The following is a 21,708-nucleotide window of genomic DNA, read 5'->3' on the forward strand; positions in this document are numbered from 1 at the left end:
GACTTCACGATCCCGGAGGGAAGACGCCCTGGCCCGGAGTGAGGATTCCGTCGGGGTCGTAGCGTTCACGGGCCGCCTTGAAGGCGGCCCATGCGGGGCCGTAGTGGGCTCGCCAATCCTCATGCGTGGTGGGTATGGAGCCGACCGGGTACTGGTAACCCCCGACGGCTTGGGCGCGCAGGTAGAGGGAACGGTTGGTCTCCACCATGTCCTGCGGGTTCTCGGCTCCGGGTGAGGCGGTTCTGAGCAGCGTGAAGAGGAAGACCGTCTCCTCGTCGGGCAGGCGCAGCAAGGGCAGGTGCAGGCGGGCGCGGGGGAAGGGATAGAGCAGGACCACGCCGCTGGCGCCGACCTGGGTCTCGCTCAGGTCCTTGATGGCGGCCTCCACGAAGGCGTCGGTGCGGCTCGCGGGCAGGAACACGTTCCACCAGGGGTGCGGGCGGTACCACTCACCTGTGGACTCCAGATAGGCGACGCCAGCGGCGAGCCGGTTGAGGAAGTCGAAGTAGGACATGTCCTGGATCTGCCGGTCGCCGGGCTGGTCGCGCAGACCGGCGAGAAGCCTGGCGTCGTCGGGCGGGGTAGTGCCGTTGAAGAAGGCGACCGCTTCAAGCTGGTGGCTCCAGCCGGCGGAGCCGGTCGGCAGCCCGAGCTCTCCCTCCACGTAGGCGAAGCGGCCGTCGTTGACCACGCGCCGCTGGTCGGCGGTCAGCGCGGCGACGCTCGGGTAGGAGAGCAGGTAGTGGCGGACCGTCGCGGGGGCGGGCAGCAGGCGCAGGGTGGCCTTGGTGATGATGCCGCACTGTCCTCTTCCGGCCAGCGCCGCGCGGAAGAGGTCGGGGCGCAGCTGTGCGGAACACTTCCTCAGGCCGGCGTCCCCCGTGACGACCTCCAGCTCCACGACGCTGTCCACCTGGGCTCCGTGGTGGTGGGTCTGGCCGCCGAGACCGCCCACCGCGAGCGTGCCGCCGACCGAGAGCTCCAGGTAGTCGGTGAAGACCGGAGGGGTCAGGCCGTGTGCCAGGGTCGCCTGCGCCAAGCTGCTCCAGAGCGCGCCGGCCTCCACGACGGCCGTGTCCTCCCGCACCTCAACCGCGTTGAGCGGGGTCATGTCGATGATCAGACCGCCCGCGACCTGGCCCTGACCGAAGGTGGCGTGCCCCTGGCCGCGCGCAGCCACCTGCAGGCCGTGGGTGCGGCAGTACTTCATCATCAGCATGATGTCCGACACGGCGCCGGGCTCCAGCACGGCTCCGGGGGTCCGATGGACCAGGTGTCCGAAGTCGTCGGCCGCCCGGCCGCGCGAGGCGGGATCGGTCACCACCTTGCCCTTCAGCGGCGGCAGGTCGACCATCCCCTGAGATTGGGCGGCGTCGGTGACCCACGTGCGCGTGGACGGGTCTAAGCCGACCACGGCCGCCCCCGCCGTGAGGGACGCCTGTCTCCACGGATGCCACGTCATACGCGATCCTTTCGCAGCGCGGTCACGTCGCGTCGATAATCGCCGCCGGCACCCGGCGACGCCACCCGCACGAGACCGGATGACAGCCACAAAAGGGTTACTACGGCGCTTCGGACCTCGACGGGCGAGCTGCGGGGCAGGTGAGCATCGCCGGGGGAGGATGGCCCCCCTGCCAGACACCGTCACGGCTCAGTGCCTCGCACGCTTGAAGGCAGGTCATCCCCGGCGCGCGGTTGTTCTCCGGTGAGCGCGACCATTCGACGAAGCGGGCGCGGACCGGCGGCTCCAACCGTTCGGCCGTCAGCTCACCGGCCGCGCGGGCTTCGCCCAGTCCCTCGCCCAGCGCCAAGGTCATCTGCGTGTCGTCGGTGACGTACGCCCGCCCGGAGGACACGGGCAAGGGCATGGTCCGCCAGTGGCCGTACTTCGCGGCGATCTGCGCCATGTCGTTGAACTCCGTCGGGAAGCCCATGGCATCCCCGATCGCCAACCCCAGCAAAGCCCCGGTCGCCGCCCGCTTCACGCCGTCCCTCACCCTCATCGGTACCGGCGCACAAGCCTCGCCCACCGACGGGAAGGAGATCAACCGCGCCACCGCCCCCGACGCGGATTTGATCAGGGGCGATCTCTGGCAGCGGCTCGGGCTTTCCGTCCACCCCCGGGGGCGGCATCCGAGCCACCTCGGCACAGTCGCACTGGGTGGTGGTGCTCTCGTTACGACCGGACTTCTGCCAGGTACTCATCGGGCTTACCCGGCGAGGCTGCGCCTGTCATCCACCGAGCCGAGTCGCGCGACCTCGACGCAATCAGACTGTGTGGTGGTGCTTTCGCTGCGACTCGACTTCCGCCAGATAATCATGAGAATCGCTCCAACGCTTGTACGATCAGGTTGAACGAAGCGTCTTTCGGCAACGCGACATCGCCTATGAGATCGAACCATACGCGGTAGCGATTTGTCTCGGTTGCGTCCTGTATGAGCCGTCCGCCTCCGGGCGCATACGTGTAAACCACATCCGCACCACCGGCGGTCATGATTTTGAAGGACCCGTCGCGGCCGGCATGAGCGCCGACGGACTGCGGCACCACCCGCACACTGATGTGCGCGCGTTCGGGCAGCTTGATCAGGTGGGCGAGTTGATCCCGCATGATTGCGGTGGAGCCGACCGGTTGCGTGATCACGCGCTCGTCGATGATCGCCCACACGCGGGGTGGCGGGGTGCGATGAAGGCACTGTTGTCGCTCTACGCGAGCCTTGGCCCCAGCTTCCGCCCCCTCGGCCCCCGCTGCGTCGAACATGGCGCGGGCGTAGCTTTCGGTCTGGAAGAGGCCAGGCATCCAGCCGAGATCCCAGCTACGAAGTTCGTCGGCGTCGGCCTCCAGTTCCAGATGGGTTGAGTACCAGGACACATCGTGTCCGCGCTTGGCGAATCTGACGAGGCGGCCGTAGAGGCCGCCGGTGCGCCAGGCGTCGTCGATCTTGACGGCGTGCTTCTCCTGGAGCTTCGTTGTGCCGTTTTCAACATAGGCGACCAGTGATCGATCCCGCCCGATGATGTCGCCGACGACGTTGAGGGATATGTCGCGCTCCTGGCGCTGCCTCCGGAGGTCGAAGGCGATTAAATCCCACAGATTCTTGTCCGGATCGAACCCGGCACGGTAGCGCATTGTGACACTCCTCGTTGAATTTCGTGATCTCTCCTGGTCAAAGTAGCCACCCAAGGCGCATGCCGTCAGGCGATCACAGAAAGTGGCGCCAAGGGAGCGATCGGTGACGATGATGACCTTCGACATACCTCAGGCTGCGGGCAGCCCACAGATCGGCCGTCATGCGGCGCCGGCCGCTGATCCGCTCGGTGCCCTGGCCTCGGCTCCGGCGGTCGTCCGGCCGTCGTGGATCGCGCTCAGCGTCAGCCGTACGTCGGTGGCGAAGGCCAGGCGGTTCGCCGCCGAGGTCATCCGGGACCACGTCACCGACCCCGACCCGCGCCCGCTCCAGGTGAATCCCGCGCCGACCAACGGCTGGGGCCTCGGGATCGTCGACACGTACGCTGTGGCGCGCTGGGTCACCTACACCGACACGGACAAGACGGTCCATGTCCTGATCACCGCTCCAGGTGTCACGTTGCTTCCGGGCGAGGTGGACATCCCAGAAGTCGGACCGCCGAGCAACGCGTGACGCGACGTCTACAGCAGACCGGGTCGGGGCCGCGACGTGATTCCCTGGCGGGTACCGCGCTCAGACGTGTTCGAGGGTGCGGTGCTCGGTGGGGACCGGCGGTGCGGCGGGCCTGCGGCGGCCGGGGAACCACCAGTTGGCGTGGCCCAGGAGGCTCATCAGCGCGGGGACGAGGACCAGGCGGACGATGGTGGCGTCCACGGCGACGGCGGCGGCCAGGCCGAGGCCCATCATCTTGACCGTCGTGTCCGGCTGCGGCAGGAACGACAGGAAGACGCAGATCATGATGAGCGCCGCCGAGGTGATCAGCCGGGCCGTGGAGGCGATGCCGGTGACGACGCTGCCGTGCGGGTCGTTGGTACGGAGGTACTCCTCCCGGATCCGCGACAGCAGGAACACCTCGTAGTCCATGGACAGCCCGAACAGCAGCGCGAACATGAAGAGCGGCACGAACGACACGATCGGCACCGACCCGTCGAGGCCCAGCAGCTTGATGCCCCAGCCCCACTGGAAGACCGCGACCACCACGCCGTACGCCGCGCCGATCGAGAGCATGTTCATGGCCGCGGCCTTGATCGGCACGATGATCGAGCGGAACGCGATGACGAGCAGCACGAGCGCGACCGTCACGACGGCGATGACGACGTACGGCATGCGCTGCTTGACGATCGTCGCGACGTCGATGATCGCCGGTGACTCCCCGCCGAGGTAGGCGCGGGCCCCGGGGTGCCGGGCGACGACCGGCGGGATCACCGACCTCCGCAGCCGGCTCACGAGGTCGGCGGTCGCGGCGGCCTGGGGCGGCGAGGTGGGCACGATCTTGACGGTCGCGCTGTCGCCGACGACCAGCGGCGCTTCGGCGGACGCGACGCCGGGGATCTTCTGGACGCTGCGCCGCAGGTCGTCGCCCAGGCGGCGGGCCTCCGGGTTGGGGGTGGGCCGGTCGTTCGGGCTGACCGCGAGCCGGCCGCCCGGCTCCTTCCGCAGGGCGGTCCACCCCTTGGCCTGCTTGGTGTTCTCCTTCGCCTGCGGCGGATCGGCCGGGGCGGGCACCGTGGCGACGACCACGAACGGGCTGTACCAGCCGGGGCCGAATTGCTCGGCCGTCACGTCGTACGCCCGGCGCGCGCTGTTGGAGTGCGGGAGGGTGCTGTCGGCCATGATGCCGAAGCGCAGGGTGAGCACCGGGAGGGCGAGGAAGAGCAGGACGAGCGTCGCCCCGATCGCGTACGGCCAGGCGTGCCGGTCGACGTGGCGGCCCCAGCGCTCCCAGCGCTCCGTCGAGCGGTCCGGCCGGATCCGGGGCAGCCTGTAGCGATCGATGTTCGTGCCGAGGGCGCCGAGCACGGCGGGCAGGAGGGTGAGCGCGGCGGCCACCATGAAGGCCACGGCGATGGCCGTGGCGAGACCGATGATGCCGATGAACGTGATCCCGGAGAACCAGAGCCCGCAGATCGCGAACACCACCGTGCCGCCCGCGAACACGACCGCGTGCCCCGAGGTGGCCAGGGCCTTCCCCACCGACTCCTGAACGCTCATGCCCTCGGCGAGCTGCTGCCGGTGGCGCGTGACCACGAAGAGGGCGTAGTCGATCCCCGCGCCGAGGCCGAGCATGGCCGCGACCATGGGGGCCGTCGGGTGCACCTGCCAGATCGACGCGCCGAAGTGGATGAGCGAGTACGCCACGACCATCGCGCACACGGACACGACGATCGGCACGCCGGCCGCGAGGAACGAGCCGAAGGCGAAGAGCAGCACCCCGAGGGCGAGCACGACGCCGACACCCTCCTTGGGGCCGGCCTTGGGCTGGTTGAGGATGGTCGTCACGATGCCGCCGAACTCGACGTCGACGCCGGCCTGCCGGGCCGGTTCGGTCGCCTCTTCCAGGGCATGGAGGTCGTCGATGGACAGGTCGCGGGCGGTGCCCTTGAAGTGGGCGACCGCGACGACGGCGTTCGCGCCCTTGGCGCCGCCGGTGTTCCCGTAGGGGTTCTCCGCCATCGCGACGCGCGGCAGCGCGCCCACCTGCTGGATGGCCTTGCCGACCTGCACGGCGACGCGCCAGTCGGACAGGGAGGCACCCTGCTGCGGGTGGAACACGATCGTGGCCGTCGGCCCGGTCAGGTCGGGGAAGTTCTTGCGGAGCAGGTCGATGGAGCGCTGGGTCTCGGTGCCGGGGAGCCGGTCCTGCTGGACGAAGGTGCCGCCCCTGACCACGCCGAGGATCCCGATGCCGACCGCGAGGACGAGCCAGACGAGCATCACCCACCGCGCGCGGCGGGCGCAGAACCGCCCAAGCCTCTCCAGAATCCCCGACATAGTCACAGAACAGCACGGCCCACGCAAAATTGCAACGCGTGCAAGTTCGCACTGAGTGTATATTCTGGTGAGATGGATCACATGGGGCTGCGGGAGCGGAAGAAGCGCCAGACGCGCCGGGCGATCGCGGAGGCCGCCCTGCGTCTGTTCGCCGAGCGCGGCTACGAGGAGACGACGATCGCGGACATCGCCGGGGCCGCCGACGTGTCCCCGCGCACGTTCTTCAGCTACTTCCCGTCCAAGGAGGACGTCGTCTTCGCCGAGATCGACGAGCGCCTCACCGAGGTGCGCGAGGGCCTCGACCGCCGGCCCCCGGAGGAGACCCCGCTGCAGTCCATGCGCCGCATCGTGCTGGAGATGATCGAGGCGATCGCCAACGAGCACGGCGAGTACGGCGCGATCCAGGTCCAGCTCATCCTCGATCGTCCGTCACTCCAGGCACGCGCCCTGAAGCGGATGAACGACACCGAGCAGTACGTCGTCGAGCGGCTGACCGAGCTCTGCCCCGGCATCGACGAGGTCGACGCGGTCGTGATCTCCGGTGCGCTCGTGGGCGGCATGAAGGCCGTCATCACCCACTGCCGCGCCCACGGATACGCCCCGGAGGCGACCCGCGAGGCCGTCGACCGCGCCCTCGCCATCGTCGAACACGGCCTCGGCTCCGTCCCCGTCCTCACCCGCCCGGCGACCTGACGGCGTCCCGAGCCGGCCGGCATTCCGGGGATCTCGCGGCGGTCGACTATTGATTTCTTCGATCTCCGCCTTCTTAGATCTACGTGGAGTGCCGATCGCGCAGGGACCCGTTTCCGACCGGAGGGCCGTAATGCTGCGGATCCATTTCGAGTCCGAGGATCTCGCCCGTACCACCGTCGCCCCATCGGCGGACGTGCTCTGGGAGGTTCTCCTGGGCCTGCACGCACTTCAGGAACGCAACGAGGAAGTCGCCCTGGACGGCTGGCGGCGGCACACCCGCCCCCGCATCCAGGCCTCGCTCCGGCCACTCCTGGAGATCGCTCCCCCGCGCGGCTACTCGGCCGATTTCCTCACTCCCACCCGCGGCGTCGCCGACCTCGGCGCGGGAGTCGACAGGATCCTCGCCACCACCCCGGACGAGCTCGCGCGCGACTTCACCGAATCGGCGCGTCAGGGCGGCGCCCCATTAATCGCGCGGTCTCTCGCCGCCCGGGACGCCGTGCGCCGGGTCGCGCAGGACGTCGAGAAGTTCTTCACGATCGCGCTGGCGCCGTACTGGAAGCAGATCTCCCGCGATATCGAGGCCGAGCGCACGCAGCTCGTGCAGATACTCGCCGACCACGGCGTGGAACGCCTGCTGGGCACGCTCCACCCGTACGCGCGCTGGGAGTTCCCCGTCCTGCACGTCGACCGGTATGTCGACCAGGACGTCGAGCTGGGCGGACGCGGCCTGGTGCTCGTGCCGTCCTACTTCTGCCGGCACCACCCGATCACGCTGCGGGACCCCGAGCTGCCGCCCCTGCTGGTCTTCCCCGTCGGCCGGCGCACCTGGCTCGGGCGGCCGCAGACCGAGGAGCCGGGAAGGGCCGAGGCGCTGGAAGGGTTGCTCGGCCGGACGCGTACGACGGTGCTCAGGACGGCCATGACCGGCTGCAGCACCACGGACATCGCCCGGGCCGCCGGCATCTCACCGGCGTCGGTGAGCCACCACACGAAGGTGCTCCGCGAGGCCGGCCTGATCACCACACGGCGCGACGGCTACTCCGTCTGCCATGAGATCACCGACCTGGGCCTGAGCCTGCTGACGTCGGCCGCGCGGACGCCGATCGAGCAGCCGCCGCCGGCCGTGGCCGAAGGGCCGGACCGCCAGGCGATGTGACCGCTCCACTCTCGGTGGCCCCGGCGGTCGAACCGCCGGGGCCACCGAGAGTGGAGCGGAAGACTCAGTAGACCTTCTTGTAGCGGTAGGCGGACCAGCCGTGGCCGTTCCGGGGCTTGTCCGTCGAGAAGTAGTAGACCTTGTGCTTGACCGGCGTGGAGCCGAAGTCGTACGCCCAGTACGCGGTGTGGGCCTTGTTCGCCCACTTCTCGAAGATGCGGACGTGACCGGCGGCCCCGCCGGTGCCCGCGCCCAGGATGCCGGTGAAGTCGCCCTTCTTCATGCTCTTACGGCCGATCTTGACGCCGTAGCCGGGCAGCGTGACCGTGCTCGCGCTGGTCTTGAGGTGGAGGGCCATCGAGACGTAGCCGGAGCAGTCGGTGCGGTACCGGTGCTGGCCGTCGGGGTCGCGGTACGAGCCCTGCCAGTTGTACCTGATGCCGGCGCGGTGCTTGTACCAGTAGGCCGCCCGCTGGATGACCTCGTTCCGGGAGATCTTGCCGCCGATCCTGCCGGCCTGCGCGGACACCTGGCCTGCGGATGCCGCCGGCGCCGCGGCACCCGCCACCGGGGCGGCGGCGACGAACGCCGTCGAGGCGATCGAGGCAGCGCCCAGCAACCCGAGAATCTGCTTACGCATTGATTCCTCCTCAGAATCCCTCCGCCCGGACCGCCACCGGATTCATCCGGCCTGGAGAGCAGTTTTCGGGCCGAGATGAAATCCGGTCGCAGTACGGAATTCGGTGCGTCACAGACTCTGACAAGTTCGGACGATCAGCGGCAAGGGATTAGAGCACGCTTGAAAACGCCGCGGTCGAAGGCGTGGTCCGGTATCGCCCGGTCGGCCGGCCGACCGCGTCGCGGAGAACGGTTCGGTCGGCGGCCTCGATGCGGCCCCGTCGGTGAGGTCGACGCGGCGGTGAGGTCGATGCGGCTCAGTCGGCGATCTTGATGCGGACGCGGCGGAAGCCGCGGCCCTTGTTCTCGATCTTGGCGACCTGGAGCCGGCCGATCTGCCGGGTGGAGGCCACGTGGGTGCCGCCGTCGGCCTGCGTGTCGAGCCCGACGATGTCGACGATGCGGACCTCCTCCACCTCCGGCGGCACCAGGTTCGTCGCCGTCCGGATGATGTCGGGGATCGCGAACGCCTCCGCGCGCGGCAGGGTCCGGACGTCGATGCGCCGGTCCGCGGTGATCTCGGCGTTGCAGGCGGCCTCGACGGCCTCCTTGAAACCGGGCGGGACCTCGGGAAGGTTGAAGTCCATCCGGGCGACGCCGGGCTCCATGTTGCCGCCCGTGACGAGACAGCCGTAGTCGCGGAAGACGACGCCGCACAGGACGTGCAGGCCGGAGTGGGTGCGCATGAGGCTCGTACGGCGCTCGTCCTCGATCGCGCCGCGCACGGCCGTGCCGACCGGCGGCAGCGGGTCGTTCTCGTCGGGGAGCAGGTAGAGCTCGTCGCCCTTGCGGGCACCGACGATCCGCGTCTGCACGCCCTGCCACAGCAGAACCCCGTGATCCGGCGGTTGTCCGCCTCCACCCGGATAAAATGCCGATCGGTCGAGGACGATCCCCCCGGGTCCCGAGTCGAGCACGACCGCTTCCCATTCGCGCAGCGTCTGGTCGGTCAGCTCAAGCCGCCGCGTCCGGTGTGTCGTCATGCAGTGCAGCCTAGAGTGCCTAACCCAAGGAGCGGGATGAGACGACGCGCCCTTCGTTGCCTCGCCGCCGCCGTCGTCCTGCTCGCGCTGACGGGCTGCGGCGGTACGGAGCGGCGGGCCCGGGCCGACAGCTCGGCCCGCGCGACGAAACGGCAGGCGACGCGCGCCCCCGTCGTCATGTTCCTCGGCGACAGCTACACGACCGGCAAGATCGGGCAGCAGCCGGAGCAGACGTACGCCGCGGAGACCGCCCGGCTCCTGGGCTGGCAGGTCATCCTCGGCGGCTACCGGCAGACCGGCTTCATCGCGAAGGGGCAGATCGGCAAGGACTTCGCGCAGTTGTTCACCGACCAGCTCTCCTGGCGGCCGACCCCGGACCTGGTGATCGTCTCCGGCGGTCACAACGACCGGCGGCATCCGGCGCAGGACGTCGGCGAGGCGGCCCGGCGGCTGCTGGACACCGTCCGGCAGCGCTGGAGCGGCACGCGTCTCCTGCTCATCGGGCCGATGTGGGGCGGGGGTGAACCGCCCGAGGAGGTCACGGCGATCCGCGACGCCATGGCGGAGGCCGCCACGGAGACGAAGGTGCCGTTCATCGACCCGCTGCAGGAACAGTGGATCACCGGGGACCGCAAGAAGGGCACCGGCAACGCACCGCAGTACATCCTGCCCGACGGCACCCACCCCACTACGGCGGGCGCCCGTCACATCGCCGAGTGCCTCGTCGCGGACCTGCGCAGACTGAAGCTCACCAAGCCCTGACGGTCCGGCGCCCGGCGCTCACCGCAGACGCGTCGCCGCCCCGGTGCCGTACGGGCGAACGCTCACCAGGGGCCGTACGGGCCGGAGGAGGAGCCGCCCCGGCGGCCGTACTGGCGCACGGCGGGCCGGACGTCGGCGAGGTAGACCGCCGCGGCGATGAAGCCGATCACCGGCAGCATCTGGATGATCGAGACGAAGCGGACCGCACCGGCCAGGCCGAACAGCAGCGCGACGCCGAGGATGATCAGCCACAGCTGCTTCGTCAGCTTGCCGGCCGCCGCGTACGCGCTCGCCGGCCGTATCACGGCGTCGGCGAACGCCCAGATCTCGACTATGAAGGCGGCGATGGCCACGACCCAGAACACGATCCCGACGAAACTCTGGGCTGGTTGAAGCACGATCGACCCCCTGCACCGGGGCGGCGTCGTACGAGCGCCGCGTCATCTCTCATCACGTACGGGCTCAGCGTATGTGCTCGGCCCGGGTCCTGCCGATGCCGCGGCCGGAAAGGGCGGAGGCCCGGACGGATCGGTCCGCCCGGGCCTCCGGTGCGTCTCGGACGCGCCGCGACGCCGTCTACCGCGCTCGCCGCGGTGCTCACCGCCGCGCCCGCCTCGGTGCTCGCTCTGCGGCCGGCTCGTTCCTCACCGGCCACTCCGCTCGCTCATCGGCTCGCCGCAGTGCCCTCTGCCGCACTCGCCTCCTCACTCGCTCCGCGGCCGGCACGTACCTCACCGGCCACTCCGCTCGCTCATCGGCTCGCCGCAGTGCCCTCTGCCGCACTCGCCTCCTCACTCGCTCCGCGGCCGGCTCGTACCTCACCGGCCACTCCGCTCGCTCGTCGGCTCGCCGCGGAGGGTCAGTCGCCGACCTTCTTGGCGGCGTCGGTCGCGGCCTTGCCGGCCGTCTTCGCGGTCTCCCGCGCCGACGTGGCGGTGTCCTTGGCGGTGCCGGTGGTCGTCCGGGCCCGGCGAGTGGTGGCCTTGGCGCGCTCCTCCAGCTCCTGCGTGGACTTCTGCCGCTCCACGCGGCCGACGATCTTCTTGCCGCGCTCGGCCAGCTCGTCCACGACCTCGGCGGCGCGGCCGCCGACCTGGGTGACGTAGGACAGGGCGACGCCGCCCAGGTCCTTGTCGATCTTCTTCGGCATCTCGCGGAGCTTCTCGACCGCGAGGTCGCCCGCGCCGGCCGCGACGTAGAACGCCTTCGAGTCGCGCAGCTTCTCGGTGATGTTCGGCATGTCTGAATTACCCTTCAGTCGGTGGGGTCGCTTCGGTGGCGGCTTCTCCGCCGGGTCCCCCTTCCCGGCGGAACGACTCGTAGATGTCGAGCAAGACCTGCTTCTGGCGCTCCGACAGGGTCACGTCCGCCCGGATGGCGGCCTGGACGTCCGTGTCGGTCTCTCGCTCGTCGAGGATGCCTGCCTGCACGTACAGGGCTTCGGCAGAGATGCGCAGGCCCTTGGCGATCTGCTGCAGGATCTCCGCGCTCGGCTTGCGCAGCCCACGCTCGATCTGGCTGAGGTACGGGTTGGAAACGCCCGTCGCCTCGGCCAGCTGGCGCAGCGAGACCTTGGCCCGCTTGCGCTGCTCTCGGATGTACTCCCCAATGGAGCCGACTTTGGAAGTCGCCATGTCTCCACTGTGCGTCGCCCTGCTTGCTATTGCAAGCAGACTTGCAAGCACTTCACGGTGAAACGAGTCACATCGCGATGTGACGCTCCTCGATGGTCGTCACCGGGGCTCTGGGCCGGCCCGGCCGACACCGGCCCCGGCCCGCCGATGACCCGCCGGACGTCGATCAGGTGGTGGTTCTTGGACCGCCCACCTGCGCCGCGTGGCGGCCGCCGGCACCCATCGCGCGGACCGGGGCGGTGCGCGGTCGGACAGGTTCGACCGGTGTCAGTCACCGTCGCCGACGAAATCGGCGATGGCGGCGGCGACGGCTTCGGGCTGCTCATCGGGGATGAAGTGTCCAGCGTCGGGCACGTTGACTCCGGTGGCGTTGTCGGCCCATGGGCTGATGGAGGCCGCCATGTCCGGGATGGAGCCGTGGCTGCTGGAGATTCCGAGGATGGGGACGGTCAGGTGCTGCCGCTTGAGCGCCTCGTGGTTCTTGCGCGCCGACTCGGCGGCGTCTCGGTAGTAGGCGAGGGAGGCGCGGAGGCCGCCGTCGACGGCGAGGGCCGCTGCGTAGTGGTCGAGTTCGGCGTCGTCGAACGTGTCGGGAGCGAGGGCCTTCACCTTCAGGAACCAGCCGACGTAGTCCCGTTCGCGGCCGGCAAGCAGCGTCTCGGGCAGGTCGGGCACAAGGTGGAACGCGAAATGCCAGGTCTTCCACGCCCGATCCGGGTCGGTGGGAATGGCTTCGGGGAGGGTGATGCCGGGGATTCCGGCGTCGAGCAGGGCGACTCCGCGCAGTTGGCTCTCGAATTGAAGTGCGAGGGAGAAGGCGACCCAGGCGCCGATGTCATGGGCGGCCAGCCAGTAGGTCGGCACTCCGAGAGCCTTCACGGCGGCGTGGACGTGCGCGGCGACCGTGTGGGTGTCGTAGCCGCGCTCCGGGCGCTCGGAGTGGCCCTGGCCCGGCAGGTCGATCGCAATGACGCGGAACCGGCCGGCGAGGCGGGGCATGACCTTTCGCCAGGCCCACCAGGTCTGCGGGAATCCGGCGAGCAGGACAACGGCCGGACCGGAATCCCGGCCGCCTTCGACGGCATGAAGGCGGACGCCGTCCGCGTCGACCCAGCGGTGGGTGAACCCGTCCAGGTCGTGCAGGGGCAGGTCGCGGACAGGGTCGGCTTCGGAGCCATGCCGAGCGGTGGTCGCAGCGTCAGTCACGGGAATCCTCCATCGGTGTCGGGTGTGCCGGTTCGGTGTTTCGCCCGAGGGCCAGGCCCACGAGCGCGGTGCAGATGACGAGAGCGGCCAGCGTGGTGCTGGACATCCGGGTCCCGACGGCCTGATCGATGAGGCCCAGTAGCAGGACGGGGACGACGAGCCCGGAATAGACGAACAGGAAATACGTTGCGCTGAGCTCGGCCCGGTTGCCGGGATCGCACAGTGCGTCTGTGACGCCCAGGCCATGGCGGAACAGGATCCCGACGGCCGCCCCGGCGAAGACGGTGCCGACGATGAAGACAGGCGCGGAGTGGATCCAGAGCGCCGCCTCGATGACGACCATTCCGATGGCCAGCACGGCTGTCCCGGTGCTACGTCGCAGGAGGGCCGGCGGTGCGATGATCTGAGCCAGCAGTGCGCTGATGAACAGGGCTCCGACGCCCGCGCCGATGACGGCCAGGTTCGATATGCCCAGGTCGTCACGGAGGAACGCCGGGACCAGGGACGAGAAGAAGCCGTTCACGCCGGAGGACGCGGCGACGAGCACACCGCTGGCGAGAAACGAGTGAACCCGGCTCGCACCGGCGGGAAGTGCCGGTCGGCGAACGCGCGGCCGCCGGCGCGTCCTTCGATGTGAAGTCTCGGGGACTGTCAGCCAGGCGATGCCCGCCACGGCACAGACGACCAGGTAGCACCAGAACACGGTGCGGGTCGGCGCCGGGGTGAACTGCGCGAGCAGGCCCGCGGCGATGGTGCCCAGGCTCAGGCCGCCGACGTTGGCGGCGGTGGCCAGCACGGCTGCGGTCTTGCGGCCGGGCACGATCTCCGCGATCGACGACGTCGCCGTTGCGGTGATGAGGCCGGTCGCCGTGCCGCTGAGGACCCGTGAGATCAGCAGGATGGTGAGGCCGTTGGCGAGCGCGAAGCCGAGGGCGCTGAGCGCTGTGAGCGTGAGCGCCAGCGCGAGGACGGGACGGCGACCGATCGCGTCGGACAGTGAACCGGCCACGAGCAACGTGCCGACGACTCCGATGACGTAGGCGATGAAGACGAGGGTGGTGGTGACGGGTCCAAAACCGAACATCGGCGCCCACAGGACGTAGAGCGGGATGGTCAGCGTCCCGCCGGCCATGACGACGGTGTAGATGAGGACGACGGCGGCGGCTGGGAGTACGGGGTGTGCTCGTCGCGCTGTCGCGAAGTGTGGGGAACGCGTGGCCAGGACCATGTTCGGGAGGCTAGCACATCTTGAACTGATCAGTTCAAGATAGAATGGTGCGCAGCACAGCCCGAGACATCGACACCGGCAAGGAAGTGCCACGTGGCAGGCAAGAAGCAGTTCGACATGGACACGGCACTCGACGCCGCGATGATCCAGTTTTGGCGCGCCGGCTACGCCGACACCTCAGTGGACGACCTGTCCCGGGCGACCGGCCTGAACCGCAGCTCCATCTACTCCTCGCTCGGCGACAAGGACACCCTCTTCCTGCGCTGCCTGGATCGCTACGCCGCGCGCTACGGCGACAGGTACGACGCCGCCCTGTCGTGTGCGGCCTCAGACCCGCTCACAGCCGTTCGCGCGTTCTTCGACGTCACCCTCGATCGCATCGCCGATCCCGAACTGCCGGACGGATGCCTGGTCGCCCAGTCGGCCATGGCGATCCCGGTGCTGAGCCCGGCCGTCGCGGCGCACGCGAAGGAGGCGCTGGGCGTCCAGCGCCTGCGTCTACGCGCCGCGCTGAAGGCCGGCCGATTGACCGACCAGGACGCCGATGCCTTCGCTGACCACGTGGCGGCCGTGAACCAGTCTCTCGCCGTCATGAGCAGAGCCGGAGCGAGCCCGGCGCAGCTCCTGGCCATAGTGGGCGTGACCGTCGACGCGCTCTCACAGGCGTTGCGCTCGCGCGACCAGCACCGCGGGACGACATCAGCCGAACCGGCCACCCGCGAATCTGGGACCAGCCGCCCGCGCCGGTAGCCGACGGCGGTACCTCGACGACAAGGCGGTGAATGACGGCCTCGAGCCGGTGACGACAAAGCCGGGAGACCGGCAAGGTCAGTTCACCGCCGTGGGCGAGGCCGCCCAGGTGTTGCAGGCCGACGTCGTGCCGTGGTTGTAGCCGAGCTGCACCCAGCCGCGGTAGTGCGCGTCCGTGCCGTGGTCCCGCTGGTCGGCCGGGCGCCCGTCGTCACCGCGCTCGTACGAGTCCCGCAGCGCCACCGCCCACTGCTCCGGCGTCACGGGGAAGGTCCCCTTCACCGAGCTCATGAACACGCCGGACAGGCACTGGGCCTGCAGCTCGCTCCGCTTGGTCACGGCGTTGCGGCCCTCGGTCGTCGTCGCCTCGGACCGCGCCCGCTGGCTGTAGTCGAGGATCCCGGTCTGGTCCTGGATCGCGTGGCCGTACTCGTGCGCGACCTCCCGGGCGTACGCCACGTTGTAGCGCACGGGCATCCCGCCGGCCGCCTTCTGCGCGTCCGTCACGCCGATGTAGATCGAGGCGTTGCTCGGGCAGTAGAACGCGGCGACGCCCGGCGACGGGTACGTCCCGCAGGGGCTCGACCCCGGCGTGGACCAGAAGACCCGGGTCGGCGCGGTGAACTTCAGGCCCGCGTGGGCGAAGCCCTCCCCCCACTCCTTGTCCAGGCAGTCGGTGGTCCCGTCGAGGAACGCGCGGAAGGACGCCGGGTCGCCCTGGGTGATCTGCCGGCCCTGGCAGCCGGCCGACGGCAACCGGCCGACCTTGTACAGCGGGCTGTCGGCGGCGCTCTGTGACGGGGCGGTCGGCGCGCTGACCGGCGGCCGTACCGGCGTGTACGCCGGCCTGCCGGTCAGCTTCAGCGCCATCGCTCCGCCGACGCCGACGATCGCGAGCAGGCCGAGCACGCCGATGGCGCGCACTCCCCCGCCGCCTCGCCGCCGGGGCGGCGGCGCGTACCCGTAACCGGGCGCGGCGTACGGCGGCCGACCGTATCCGGGACCGTACGGCGGCCGGGGCGGCCCGGACGGCGGGCCCGGCGGGCCGTACTCGGGTCCGTGCCCGGGCGGCCGCCCGTAACCCTGGGGCGCGCCGTAGCCCTGAGGGCCGCCGTGGCCCTGCGGGGTGCCGTAGCCCTGGGGGCCTCCGTAGCCCTGGCCGTGACCCCGGGGCGGGGGTCCCCATGAGCCGGGTCCAGCCATCACTCTCCTCCTGTCACGAAACGTCCGAGGGGGCAGCCGTCCACGTGTTGCAGGACGACAGGACGTGCTGCGTGTAGCCGCGGGCCACCCAGCCCGCATAGTGCGCTCCGGAGCCGTGGTCGCGGGGGTCGGCGGGCCCGCCGTGATCACCGCGCGCCCGCGCGTCGTCCAGGACCGCGTCGTACTGCTCGGAGGTCACCGGGATGCTGTCGCGCTCCGCCGACAGGAACGCGCCGGCGAAGCACTGCGCCTGCAGCTCGATGCGGCGGCTGACCTCGTGGCTCGTGGCGGCGGCCGCGGCGGACGTCATCAGCCCGTGGCCGTACTCGAGGATCCCGGCGTCCTCCTGGACGTGGTGGCCGTACTCATGCGCGATCACCCGGGCGTACACGCCGTAGTGCGACACCGGTTCGCCGCCCGCCGTCTGCACGACGTCGTCGAGGCCGACGTACAGCGTGTCGTTGGCCGGGCAGTAGAAGGCCGCGGCGCCGGGGGCCGGGTAGGACCCGCAGGGACTGCTGCCCGAATCGCTCCAGAACACCCGCTGCGGCGCGGTGAAGTCCGGCACGGCCGCCTTGGCGAACTGCCGTCGCCAGGCGTCGTCCAGGCAGTCCGTCAGCCGGTCGAGGAACGCCCGCATCGAGTCCTCGTCGTGCTCCCGGATCCGCGGCAGCGCGCAGTCGACCGGGTCGAGCGCGCCGCTGCGGTACAGCGGGCCGTCGAGCGCGGCCTGCCGGCTGCCGGGCCGTGTGAGGTCGTCGCCGGCGCCGGTCCCCGGCGCCGGGTGCTCCGGGCCGGCCAGCGAGTAGCCGACGATCGCGGCCGTGCACAGGGCCGCGACGCCGCCGAGCACGCCGAGCACGCCGACGACCGTGCCGGCCGCGCTCCGCCGCCGACGGTGCGGACGGCGCGGTGGCAGGTAACCGAGATCCCGTGCCGGCCGGCGCCACAACCGGGACGGTGGGCCCTGCGGTTCCGGGCCACCCGGCGGACGCCGCCGATAGGGACCTACCACTGCTGTACGTTCCTCCCCCTGAGACCGGCACGCCGGACTCCGCGCGGGAGGGGCGACCGCGACGAGAATCATCGCATATCACCGAAAAGGCCGATCATTTTCGCGGGAGCGTTTCCGGCCTTCTCCACAAGGCCGTCAGTGCCGCAGGTCACGCAGACGCCGCCGCTTCACCGGTACGCTGCGGGGCCATGCTGGTTCGCACGCGGCTTCTGATCGCCCCCCTCGTCGCCGCTCCCCTCATGGCCGCCGGCCTCCTCACCGGCGCGGCCCCCGCGTCGGCGGCGTCCGGGCAGGTCGTCAAGGACACCGTCGCGATCACGGTCACGCCGGACGGGACCCTCCAGGTCAAGGAGACGGTCACCTACGAAGGGGCCGCGCCCGCGCGGACCCTCATCCGCCGCAAGCACCTCGACGACCGCCAGGACCGCCGGTACGACGTCGGCGACGTCAAGGGCGGCACGCTGACGAACCAGGGCGACCGCGCGGTCCTCCGGGTCTCCGGAGGCGGCGGCGCCGGGCGGCGGACCGCCCAGCTCTCCTACACGGTCAAGGGCACGATGACGACCCTGCGGACCGGCGAGCAGCTGAACTGGGTGGCCGCGGGCGGCTGGCACGTCCCGGCCGCGCAGACCCGCGTGACCGTCGACTCCAGCGCCGTCGTGCAGAACCTCAACTGCTTCGCCGGCGACCTGTCGAGCACCATCGGCTGCACCCAGTTCTTCACGAACCACACCCACACCCAGGCGGAGTTCCGGCAGGCGGACCTGCAGCCCGGCGAGTACGTCACGGTCATGGTCGGGTACCCGCCCGGCACCGCCAAGGGCGGCCCGATCATCGAGCAGCGGCACACCGTGACCACCGCGTTCACCGTCAATGGGCTCACCGGCGGCACGCTCCTCGGCCTGCTCGTCCTCCTGCTCGGCGGGGTCGGCCTGCTCTACGTCACCCGGGGCAGGGACGCGCGCATCGTCAACAAGAAGGCCGCCGAGGGGGACCACGCGCCCCTCGACTCGGCGGGGTTCGCCCCGCCGGACGGCGTGCGGCCCGGCCAGATCGGCACGCTCATCGACGAACAGGCCGACGTCGTCGACGTGACCGCGACCATCATCGACCTGGCGGTGCGCGGCTACATCCTGATCGAGGAGCTGCCCCGCGAGACGTACGGCCGCATCGACTGGCAGCTGCGCCGCCTGCGGCGCGCGCCGGACGACCTGCTGCCGTACGAGCGGATCCTGTACGACGCCCTGTTCACCGGGCGCGACGTGGTGGCGCTGTCCGAGCTCGGCGGGACCTTCGCCGACCAGCTCGCGGCGGTCCGGAGCGCCCTGTACGAGGACGTCGTCCGGCAGGGCTGGTTCGCCCGGCGACCGGACTCCGAGCGCACCCGCTGGACGAGCATCGGCATGATCCTGGCCGGCCTGGGCGTGATCGGCACGATCGTGCTGGCCGTCTACACGAACCTCGCCCTGATCGGCCTGGCCGTCATCATCGCCGGTGCCGCGCTGGCCGTCGGCGGGCAGTACATGCCGGCCAAGACGACCCGCGGCGCGACCGTGCTGGCGCACACGCTCGGGTTCCGCGCGCACCTGTTCCGCGGCGACGTCCCCGACGCGCCCGCCGGTCACCGGGTGGCGCTCTTCTCGCACTACCTGCCGTACGCGGTGGTGTTCGACGTCGTCCAGAGCTGGGCGCACACGGTGGCCGACGTCGGCGCGGGCAACAGCGGGCCCTCCGACAACCTCTACTGGTACGAGGGCCCGGCCGAGTGGGACCTGTCGAACTTCGCCGAGTCGATCCGCAGCTTCACGCTCGCCGCCTCCGGCGCGATCTCCGCCTCCCGGCAGTTCCGCAGCCTGTCCTGACCCCCGGCCTCCGGATCCCCACCGCCGATCCCGCCTAGTGCCGTGTCAAACAACCTTGTTCGCCTAATCGGCCATTCTCCGGAATCGTCGACCTGGTCGCCCCCGCATTTCCTGGGGCCCGGGTTTTGTCGTAGGCACCTGCTGTAATCACCTCGTGCCTCGACGTGTCGATCCTGACGCTCCCCGGGTGGTGGTGCGCACTGCCCGGGTCGGTCTGCGCGTCACGTTAGGGCAGCGGCGGCGGTGTTTCGGGTTGCTGGTCGCGGCCGGGGACGTGCGGGCCTGTGTCCTGGACATGAACCGGTGGCGGCGCCAGCGTGGGCTGGCTGCCATCACCAATTTCCAGCAGCTGTGCCGGGAGCTGCACCAGGCCGGGCCCGGGGCGTTCGGTGAGCTGAACTCCCCCTGCGCCGAAGGAATCCTGCGCCGTTACAGCGACGCCTGGTTCGCCGCCGCCAAACGCCGCACCGACGGCGACGCCTCCGCCCGGTTCCCCCGCCGCAAACGCCGCCTGATGCCGGTGCGGTTCCGCCACGGCAGCTTCACCATCGACAGACAGCGCCTGCGGCTGGCGGTCGCCCGGGGCCGCCCGCCGCTGTGGGTGCACTTGGACCGGGAGGTGCCCTACCCGGCCGGGCAGGTCCGGTCGGTCACGTTGCTCAACGAGGGCGCCCGGTTGTTCGTCGAGGTGACCGCCGAGGTTCCCGTCGCCACCTACCCGCCCGGGACCGAGCCGGATCCCGAGCGTGTGGCGGGCGTGGACCTGGGAGTGATCCACCCGTACGCGGTCGCCGGACCCGACGGGGAAGGCCTGCTGATCTCGGGGCGGGCGCTGCGCGCCGAAGCCCACCTGCACCTCAAAGACACCAAATACCGCCGCCGGGCCGTCGCCCAGCGAGCGCCCAAACCGGGGCAGGCGGGTTCGCGGCGGTGGCGCAAGTACCGGGCCCGTCAAAGGAGGCTAGAGGCCCGGCACAAGCGCCGGATCAAACAGGCTCAGCACGAGGCCGCGAAACAGGTCATCGAGTGGGCCGTTACACGGCGGATCGGGACGCTGCGGGTCGGCGACCCGCGCGGTGTGCTGGAGCTCAAGGCCGGGCGGCGGCACAACCAGCGGCTGCGGGACTGGCGGCCCGGCTATCTGATCCGCTGCTTGAAGGACAAGGCCGAGCAGGCCGGGATCCGTCTTGAGCTGGTCGATGAGCGCGGATCGTCTTCGACCTGCCCGGTCTGTGGGCGGCGGGTTCCCAAACCCGCCGGCCGCCGCTTCCGTTGTACAAACTGTGGTTTCAGCGGGCACCGCGACCTGGTCGGCGGCGCCAACATCGCCCATCGCACGATGGGCGGACCCATCACCACGAAGAGGAACCCGTTTCCGGTGGTGATCACGCACCGTCGAGCCGGACGGCACCTGCCCGGTGCCAGGCCGGCACGGCGTGACCCCAGACGACGCCCCCATCACGGCACCGCCAACGGGTCCCCTGGCCGGCCGAGGCCCGCCCCACCACCCCGGTAGGGAGTCGCTCGCCCACAGCGAGGATCAACCAACACAGTCACAACACGACCAACGTTGCTTGACACGGCACTAGATCCCCACGGCGCGGATCTCGCCGACGATGACGTCGCCCCCGTGCAGGGGGACGGTGGCCAGCTCGTCGGGGACCTCCACGCCGAGGGCACGCAGCGTCGCCACGGTCACCGGCGTACGGGCCCGCATCGACCCGTCGTCGATCTTGATGGCGCCCGCGCGCCCGTCCGCGAGCGCGAACGCGTCGACGCCCTCCGCCCCGCACTTGACCAGCAGGCCCGGCACGGCGGCCATGAGCCGGCACTCGTCGCGCCGGGTGCCCGAGGTCCACTCCGGGTGGGCGCGCATCGCGTCCGCCAGGCGCCGCTCCGGCGTGCCCGGCTCGGCGGTCACGATCGCGCGCAGCGCCCGTGCCACACCGGTCAGCGAGACGGCGAACAGCGGCGCGCCGCACCCGTCCACGCCGGTCGCCGCCACCCGCTCGCCGGTGAGCTCCTCGACCGTCTCCCGGATCGCGACCTGCAGGGGGTGGTCGACGTGCAGGTACGACCCCGTCGGCCAGCCGTTGACCACACAGGTGGCGAGCATGGCGGCGTGCTTGCCTGAGCAGTTCATCCGCAGCCGCGACTTCTCGGACCCGACGGCGACCTCCAGGTCCAGGGGCCACTGCGGCGGGCACTGAAGGTCGTCCGGGGTGAGCCCCGCGCCGGCGAGGATCTCGCGGGCGCCCGCGACGTGGAAGTCCTCACCGGAGTGGCTGGCCGACGAGAGCGCGAGCAGCTCGCCTTCGAGGGCGAGGCCGTTGCGGGCCATCGCCACCGCCTGCATCGGCTTGTTGGCCGAGCGGGGGAAGACCGGGTCGTCCGGGGACCCGATGGTGACCGCCGGCAAGCCGTCGACGGCGAGCGCGGCCACCGAGCCCCGGTGCCGGGACTCCACGAAACCGGAACGTTCCACTTCGACGAGGACGGGGTGCATGCTCTCTCTTCGGGGGGTCGGCGGTGTACTGGGGATGTTTCGGAGCGTACGCAGGCGTGCTCGCGCAGCGGC

General features: G+C 70.7%; 21 protein-coding genes. 7 read left to right on the forward strand and 14 right to left on the reverse strand.

Annotation, left to right across the window (positions count from 1 at the left end; genetic code table 11):
- Positions 1-4: 4 nt before the first annotated feature.
- From NDW01_RS10065 to NDW01_RS10075, 3 genes are all read right to left on the reverse strand, one after another.
- On the reverse strand, positions 5-1,462 hold the full coding sequence (locus NDW01_RS10065; protein ID WP_252819138.1) for an FAD-binding protein: 1,458 nt from the start codon (positions 1,460-1,462) through the stop codon (positions 5-7).
- A 100-nt stretch (positions 1,463-1,562) separates the two neighbouring features.
- Positions 1,563-1,985: an ADP-ribosylglycohydrolase family protein gene (locus tag NDW01_RS10070; protein WP_252819140.1), complete on the reverse strand. Its 423-nt coding sequence runs from the start codon at positions 1,983-1,985 to the stop codon at positions 1,563-1,565.
- Between the two features lie 332 nt (positions 1,986-2,317).
- Entirely contained in the window at positions 2,318-3,127 is an 810-nt protein-coding gene (locus NDW01_RS10075; RefSeq protein WP_252819142.1) for a helix-turn-helix domain-containing protein, read from the reverse strand.
- A 103-nt stretch (positions 3,128-3,230) separates the two neighbouring features.
- Between NDW01_RS10075 and NDW01_RS10080 the strand changes: the two genes are divergently transcribed.
- The gene (locus NDW01_RS10080; RefSeq protein ID WP_252819144.1) at positions 3,231-3,638 is read left to right on the forward strand and encodes a hypothetical protein; all 408 of its coding nucleotides are present in this window, start codon (positions 3,231-3,233) and stop codon (positions 3,636-3,638) included.
- A 60-nt stretch (positions 3,639-3,698) separates the two neighbouring features.
- Here NDW01_RS10080 and NDW01_RS10085 read toward each other — a convergent pair whose 3' ends face one another.
- Positions 3,699-5,957 carry an MMPL family transporter gene (locus tag NDW01_RS10085; protein ID WP_252819146.1) on the reverse strand — a complete coding sequence of 753 codons (2,259 nt, stop codon included), beginning with the start codon at positions 5,955-5,957 and terminating at the stop codon, positions 3,699-3,701.
- 72 nt (positions 5,958-6,029) lie between these two features.
- Between NDW01_RS10085 and NDW01_RS10090 the strand changes: the two genes are divergently transcribed.
- Both NDW01_RS10090 and NDW01_RS10095 read left to right on the forward strand, forming a co-directional pair.
- Positions 6,030-6,650 (forward strand): TetR family transcriptional regulator, encoded by a 621-nt coding sequence (locus NDW01_RS10090; RefSeq protein ID WP_252819148.1) that lies wholly within the window; start codon positions 6,030-6,032, stop codon positions 6,648-6,650.
- A 130-nt stretch (positions 6,651-6,780) separates the two neighbouring features.
- Positions 6,781-7,809, forward strand: coding sequence for an ArsR/SmtB family transcription factor (locus NDW01_RS10095; RefSeq protein WP_252819150.1), 1,029 nt, complete (start codon positions 6,781-6,783; stop codon positions 7,807-7,809).
- 64 nt (positions 7,810-7,873) lie between these two features.
- On the opposite strand, the gene NDW01_RS10100 is transcribed toward NDW01_RS10095, so the two are convergent.
- Both NDW01_RS10100 and NDW01_RS10105 read right to left on the reverse strand, forming a co-directional pair.
- Positions 7,874-8,449, reverse strand: coding sequence for a hypothetical protein (locus NDW01_RS10100; RefSeq protein WP_252819151.1), 576 nt, complete (start codon positions 8,447-8,449; stop codon positions 7,874-7,876).
- Between the two features lie 295 nt (positions 8,450-8,744).
- The gene (locus NDW01_RS10105; protein WP_252782415.1) at positions 8,745-9,470 is read right to left on the reverse strand and encodes an alanyl-tRNA editing protein; all 726 of its coding nucleotides are present in this window, start codon (positions 9,468-9,470) and stop codon (positions 8,745-8,747) included.
- A 36-nt stretch (positions 9,471-9,506) separates the two neighbouring features.
- Between NDW01_RS10105 and NDW01_RS10110 the strand changes: the two genes are divergently transcribed.
- Positions 9,507-10,232, forward strand: a complete 726-nt coding sequence (locus NDW01_RS10110; RefSeq protein ID WP_252819153.1) for an SGNH/GDSL hydrolase family protein — start codon at positions 9,507-9,509, stop codon at positions 10,230-10,232.
- Positions 10,233-10,294: 62 nt separating this feature from the next.
- Here NDW01_RS10110 and NDW01_RS10115 read toward each other — a convergent pair whose 3' ends face one another.
- From NDW01_RS10115 to NDW01_RS10135, 5 genes are all read right to left on the reverse strand, one after another.
- The gene (locus tag NDW01_RS10115) at positions 10,295-10,630 is read right to left on the reverse strand and encodes a DUF2516 family protein (protein ID WP_252819155.1); all 336 of its coding nucleotides are present in this window, start codon (positions 10,628-10,630) and stop codon (positions 10,295-10,297) included.
- 461 nt (positions 10,631-11,091) lie between these two features.
- Positions 11,092-11,472 (reverse strand): hypothetical protein, encoded by a 381-nt coding sequence (locus tag NDW01_RS10120; RefSeq protein ID WP_252819159.1) that lies wholly within the window; start codon positions 11,470-11,472, stop codon positions 11,092-11,094.
- Between the two features lie 7 nt (positions 11,473-11,479).
- A complete protein-coding gene (locus NDW01_RS10125; protein WP_252782419.1) occupies positions 11,480-11,866 on the reverse strand; it encodes a helix-turn-helix domain-containing protein in 387 nt (128 codons plus the stop codon).
- 267 nt (positions 11,867-12,133) lie between these two features.
- Entirely contained in the window at positions 12,134-13,072 is a 939-nt protein-coding gene (locus NDW01_RS10130) for an alpha/beta fold hydrolase (RefSeq protein WP_252819161.1), read from the reverse strand.
- Positions 13,065-14,300 carry an MFS transporter gene (locus tag NDW01_RS10135; RefSeq protein ID WP_252819162.1) on the reverse strand — a complete coding sequence of 412 codons (1,236 nt, stop codon included), beginning with the start codon at positions 14,298-14,300 and terminating at the stop codon, positions 13,065-13,067. The genes NDW01_RS10130 and NDW01_RS10135 overlap by 8 nt, the downstream gene beginning before the upstream one ends.
- A gap of 93 nt (positions 14,301-14,393) precedes the next feature.
- Between NDW01_RS10135 and NDW01_RS10140 the strand changes: the two genes are divergently transcribed.
- Entirely contained in the window at positions 14,394-15,050 is a 657-nt protein-coding gene (locus tag NDW01_RS10140) for a TetR/AcrR family transcriptional regulator (RefSeq protein ID WP_252819164.1), read from the forward strand.
- Between the two features lie 78 nt (positions 15,051-15,128).
- Here NDW01_RS10140 and NDW01_RS10145 read toward each other — a convergent pair whose 3' ends face one another.
- Both NDW01_RS10145 and NDW01_RS10155 read right to left on the reverse strand, forming a co-directional pair.
- A complete protein-coding gene (locus NDW01_RS10145; protein WP_305883766.1) occupies positions 15,129-16,253 on the reverse strand; it encodes a neutral zinc metallopeptidase in 1,125 nt (374 codons plus the stop codon).
- 13 nt (positions 16,254-16,266) lie between these two features.
- Positions 16,267-17,115 carry a neutral zinc metallopeptidase gene (locus NDW01_RS10155; protein ID WP_252819166.1) on the reverse strand — a complete coding sequence of 283 codons (849 nt, stop codon included), beginning with the start codon at positions 17,113-17,115 and terminating at the stop codon, positions 16,267-16,269.
- Between the two features lie 341 nt (positions 17,116-17,456).
- Here NDW01_RS10155 and NDW01_RS10160 point away from each other — a divergent pair, with 341 nt between their 5' ends.
- Both NDW01_RS10160 and NDW01_RS10165 read left to right on the forward strand, forming a co-directional pair.
- Positions 17,457-19,130 carry a DUF2207 domain-containing protein gene (locus tag NDW01_RS10160; protein WP_252819169.1) on the forward strand — a complete coding sequence of 558 codons (1,674 nt, stop codon included), beginning with the start codon at positions 17,457-17,459 and terminating at the stop codon, positions 19,128-19,130.
- 187 nt (positions 19,131-19,317) lie between these two features.
- Positions 19,318-20,646: an RNA-guided endonuclease InsQ/TnpB family protein gene (locus tag NDW01_RS10165; protein WP_252819170.1), complete on the forward strand. Its 1,329-nt coding sequence runs from the start codon at positions 19,318-19,320 to the stop codon at positions 20,644-20,646.
- Between the two features lie 69 nt (positions 20,647-20,715).
- Here NDW01_RS10165 and NDW01_RS10170 read toward each other — a convergent pair whose 3' ends face one another.
- The gene (locus tag NDW01_RS10170; protein ID WP_252782424.1) at positions 20,716-21,636 is read right to left on the reverse strand and encodes an asparaginase; all 921 of its coding nucleotides are present in this window, start codon (positions 21,634-21,636) and stop codon (positions 20,716-20,718) included.
- Between the last annotated feature and the right edge of the window lie 72 nt (positions 21,637-21,708).

The sequence above is a fragment of the Actinoallomurus soli genome (assembly GCF_024055715.1).
Lineage (GTDB): Bacteria > Actinomycetota > Actinomycetes > Streptosporangiales > Streptosporangiaceae > Actinoallomurus > Actinoallomurus soli.